Origin of the sequence: Nocardiopsis sp. TNDT3, assembly GCF_003427465.1 — a bacterium.
Lineage (GTDB): Bacteria > Actinomycetota > Actinomycetes > Streptosporangiales > Streptosporangiaceae > Nocardiopsis > Nocardiopsis dassonvillei.
Map to the genome: position 1 here is coordinate 1 of NZ_QPFC01001215.1, position 3,756 is coordinate 3,756.

The following is a 3,756-nucleotide window of genomic DNA, read 5'->3' on the forward strand; positions in this document are numbered from 1 at the left end:
GGCGGCGCTGGGCGTGCTCCAGGTCGCCCACCGGCGCCCCCTGCCGCTGGCCCTCGCGGTCGCCGCGGCCGCGGTCGCCGCGCACACGGTCCAGGGGCTGTTCCAGCCCAGCGCCCAGATCTCCTACGCCTGGTGGCTGGCCCTGATCACCATCGCCACCGGTGCTCTGGTGGGCTGGGGCGCCCTGGCCCGGGCCCGCCGCGCGCTGGTGATGTCGCTGCGCGAGCGCGCCCGCCGGGCCGAGGCCGAACAGGGCCGCCGGGTGGCCGAGGCGCGGATGCTGGAGCGCACCCGCATCGCCCGCGAGATGCACGACGTGCTCGCCCACCGGCTGTCCCTGCTGGCCACCTACGCCGGGGCGCTGGAGTACCGGCCCGACGCCCCGCCCGAGCAGCTCGCCCGCGCCGCCGGGGTGGTGCGCACCGGGGTCCACCAGGCCCTGGAGGAGCTGCGCGAGGTGATCGGCGTGCTGCGCGAGGAGGAACCCGAGGCGGGCGGGCGCCCACAGCCGGTCCTGTCCGACGTCCCCCGTCTGGTGGAGGAGGCGCGCGGGGCCGGGGAGCGCGTGGAGCTGCGCGACGCGGTGGCCGACCCCGACCGCCTTCCCGCCTCCACCGGCCGCACCGCCTACCGCCTGGTCCAGGAGGGCCTGACCAACGCCCGCAAGCACGCCTCCGGCCAGCCGGTGCGGGTGCGCGTGGAGGGCGCTCCCGGCGAGGGCCTGGTGATCGACCTGCGCAACCCCGTGACCGGGCCCGCCGGGGCCGCACCGGCCGGGGAGGGGTCCCCTCCGGTGCCGGGCAGCGGAACCGGGCTGGTCGGCCTGACCGAGCGGGTGCGCCTGGCCGGGGGGCGTCTGGACCACGAGCGCACACCCGAGGGCTTCCACCTGCACGCCTGGCTACCATGGCCGGCATGAACCGTGCGCCGCGTGTCCTGATCGTCGACGACGACGCCCTCGTCCGCGGCGGGCTGACCATGATGCTCGACGGGGTCCACGGCATCGCCGTGGTCGGCGAGGCCCGCGACGGGGACGAGGTGCTGGCCGCGGCCGACGCCCACCGGCCCGACGTGGTCCTGATGGACCTGCGCATGCCCCGGGTGGACGGCATCACCGCCACCCGCAGGCTGCGGGCGCGCACGCCCCCGCCCGAGGTCGTGGTGCTGACCACCTTCGACACCGACGAGAACATCCTCTACGCGCTGCGCGCCGGGGCCAGCGGCTTCCTGCTCAAGGACACCCCGCCCGCGCGGATCGTGGACGCGGTCCTGCGGGTGGCCGAGGGCGAGCCCATCCTGTCCGCGAGCGTCACCCGCCGCCTGATGGACCGCACCGCCGTCCAGGCCGGGTCCCACGAGCGGGCCCGCACGGCGCTGGCCCGGCTCAGCCCGCGTGAGCACGAGGTGGCCCTGGCCGTGGCCCGGGGCCACACCAACGCGGAGATCGCCGCGCAGCTGTACATGAGCGTGGCCACGGTCAAGGCCCACGTCTCCAGCGTCCTGGCCAAGCTCGACATGGACAACCGCACCCAGATCGCGCTGCTGGCCCACGACGCCGGACTCGCCTGACCCCGGCCGCCGCTCCGGCGGCGGGCCCCGCCGAGGACTCCGCCCCCGTGTCCGCGGTGTCCCCTGCCAGCGGCGCCGGGAGGCGCGGACGGGTCCGGCCGTGTCCGTGTCGTTCAGGGCCTGCGGCCGCGGAAGGTGCGGCGCAGGTCGTCCACCCAGGCGTCGGGGTTCTCCCAGGGGATGAAGTGGCCGCCGCGCTCGTGGGCGGTGACGTTGACGTGGTTGAACCAGGCGCCCTGTGGGCCCTCCCTGAACGCCCGGACGCGCTCGTCGGCGGTGTGGACGCCGGGCGGGTTCTCGTACGTGACCAGGGTGAGGCCGACCGGGGCCTGCACGACCGGGGTGCGGTCGTGGGCGGGGACCCAGGGGTAGCGGTTGGCGTTGGCGTAGTAGCGCATCGACGTGGCGATGGAGTTGTTCGCCCAGTAGATCGTGGCGTGGGTGAGCAGGTCGTCCTTGGTGAAGACCGACTCGACGTCGCCGCCGTTGTCGCTCCAGGACCTCCAGCGCTCCAGCAGCCAGGCGAGCAGCCCGGCGGGCGAGTCGCTCAGCCCGTGGGCCAGGGTGGCCCCGTCGAGCATGTGGACGGCCAGGTGGGAGGCCGAGCGGTGGTCCGTCTCCACGATCCGGGCGCGCACGTCGGCGGGCTGGTCGTCGGTGAGGGGCCGGTTCCGGGCGAAGTCCCAGGCCCGGGGGCCGTTGAAGAAGTCGAGCGGCAGCCCGGAGCCGATGTGGACGCCGTACAACTGGTCGGCGTACTTGTGGCCGAGCTGGCTGGAGACGATCCCGCCGATGTCGCAGCCCCCGGCGGCGTACTTCTCGTATCCCAGGGTCCGGGTCATCAGGGTGTGCCAGAGGTCGGAGACCTTCCAGAAGTTGACGTCGGGAAAGCCGGTGAGCGGGCCGGGGAAACCGAAGCCCGGCAGGGACGGCACGATGACGTCGAAGGCGTCGGCGGGGTCGCCGCCGAACGCGGCCGGGTCGGCGAGCGGGCCGATCACCTTCGACCAGTGCCAGAACGTCCACGGCCAGCCGTGGGTGAGGATCAGCGGGATCGGCCGGGGTCCGCGGCCGGGCTCGCGCATGAAGTGCACCGGGACACCGGCGACGCTCACCCGGTAGTGCTCGTGGGCGTTGATGGCGGCCTCGGCCCGGCGCCAGTCGTAGCCGTCCCGCCAGTGGGCGACCAGCTCACGCAGGTAGCTGTCGGGGACGCCGTAGGACCAGTCCTCGTTTCCCTCGTCCAGCGGCGCACGGGTCGACGCGAGGCGGGCGCGCAGGTCGTCCAGGACCCCGTCGGGCACGTGGATCGGAGCGGGCTCCAGGGGGAAGGCGTGCGGGGTGCTCAACGCGTGGCTCCTTGCTGGGTGTGCCGTCGGGCCGTCGGACCGTGAACCGTGGCGGCCTTCCGAGGGGGTTCTTCCGATCGCCCGGCCCGTCCGCGAACGATCGGGGGCGACGGGCCCGGCGAGCGCCCGACGCACCAGAACCTACCGCGGGCGAGCCGACCGGGCCCGCCCCGGGCCGTCCGGGCCGCCGCCGCACGTCCGGTGCCGAGGCGGGCGCCGACCGCTCACACCCCGGCCCTTAGCGCCGCACGGCGGCGCAGGACCAGCCACCCCGCGACCGCCCAGGTGAGCGCCACGATTCCCGCCATGACCAGGCGCGAGGTGAGCAGGTGCTCGGGCGGATAGAGGTTCCCGGTCAGGTAGAAGTCGATGAAGCCGTCCTCCATCACCGCCCTTCCGGTGCGCGCCCGCGACCAGTTCTCGATCTCGGTCAGGAAGCACGGCCAGTCGACGATGACGATGCCCAGGGCGTAGGCCGCCACCGCCAGGTGCACCCAGAACATCCGGGGCCAGCGCCAGGCCAGCGCGCCGCCGAACACGACGAAGGCGAGGAAACCGAAGTGCAGGGCCGCCGCGGCGTGGCCCACCAGGAGGGAGGTCATGCCCCGAATCTAGGACCGGGCCGCCCCGCCTACATCGGTACGCGCACCCGGCCCCCCTGAGTACCCCTACTCTGGTGCCTCCCCTGCCGCCCGACAGCGGGAGGGCGCGCAACCGCCCACCGGTGGCCGCGAGGCCGGAGCCCCGTCACGGGTCGCCCCGCGGCCCTCCCGTCGCCCGCCCGGCACCGGGAGGGCGCGAAAGGGCCGGGACGCCACCGCCACGGGGCGTCCCGGCC

At 75.1% G+C, this 3,756-nt stretch carries 4 protein-coding genes; 2 read left to right on the forward strand and 2 right to left on the reverse strand.

Going from position 1 to position 3,756, the window contains the following annotated elements; all coding sequences use genetic code 11:
• Together DQW06_RS25995 and DQW06_RS26000 are read left to right on the forward strand one after the other, a co-directional pair.
• A partial coding sequence (locus DQW06_RS25995; RefSeq protein WP_117199486.1) for a sensor histidine kinase occupies positions 1-919 on the forward strand: 919 nt, incomplete at its 5' end.
• Positions 907-1,569, forward strand: coding sequence for a response regulator transcription factor (locus DQW06_RS26000; RefSeq protein ID WP_117199487.1), 663 nt, complete (start codon positions 907-909; stop codon positions 1,567-1,569). The genes DQW06_RS25995 and DQW06_RS26000, both read left to right, overlap by 13 nt.
• 113 nt (positions 1,570-1,682) lie before the next feature.
• On the opposite strand, the gene DQW06_RS26005 is transcribed toward DQW06_RS26000, so the two are convergent.
• Both DQW06_RS26005 and DQW06_RS26010 read right to left on the reverse strand, forming a co-directional pair.
• Positions 1,683-2,918, reverse strand: a complete 1,236-nt coding sequence (locus DQW06_RS26005) for an epoxide hydrolase family protein (RefSeq protein ID WP_117199488.1) — start codon at positions 2,916-2,918, stop codon at positions 1,683-1,685.
• Between the two features lie 224 nt (positions 2,919-3,142).
• A complete protein-coding gene (locus tag DQW06_RS26010; RefSeq protein ID WP_013153055.1) occupies positions 3,143-3,520 on the reverse strand; it encodes a DUF2784 domain-containing protein in 378 nt (125 codons plus the stop codon).
• Positions 3,521-3,756 lie beyond the last annotated feature (236 nt).

What these genes read in the sequence shown, in the direction of transcription:
- DQW06_RS26000 (WP_117199487.1), top strand. Translation starts at nt 907, where the DNA reads ATGGCCGGCATGAACCGTGCGCCGCGTGTCCTGATCGTCGACGACGAC.
- DQW06_RS26010 (WP_013153055.1), bottom strand. Translation starts at nt 3,520, where the DNA reads ATGACCTCCCTCCTGGTGGGCCACGCCGCGGCGGCCCTGCACTTCGGT.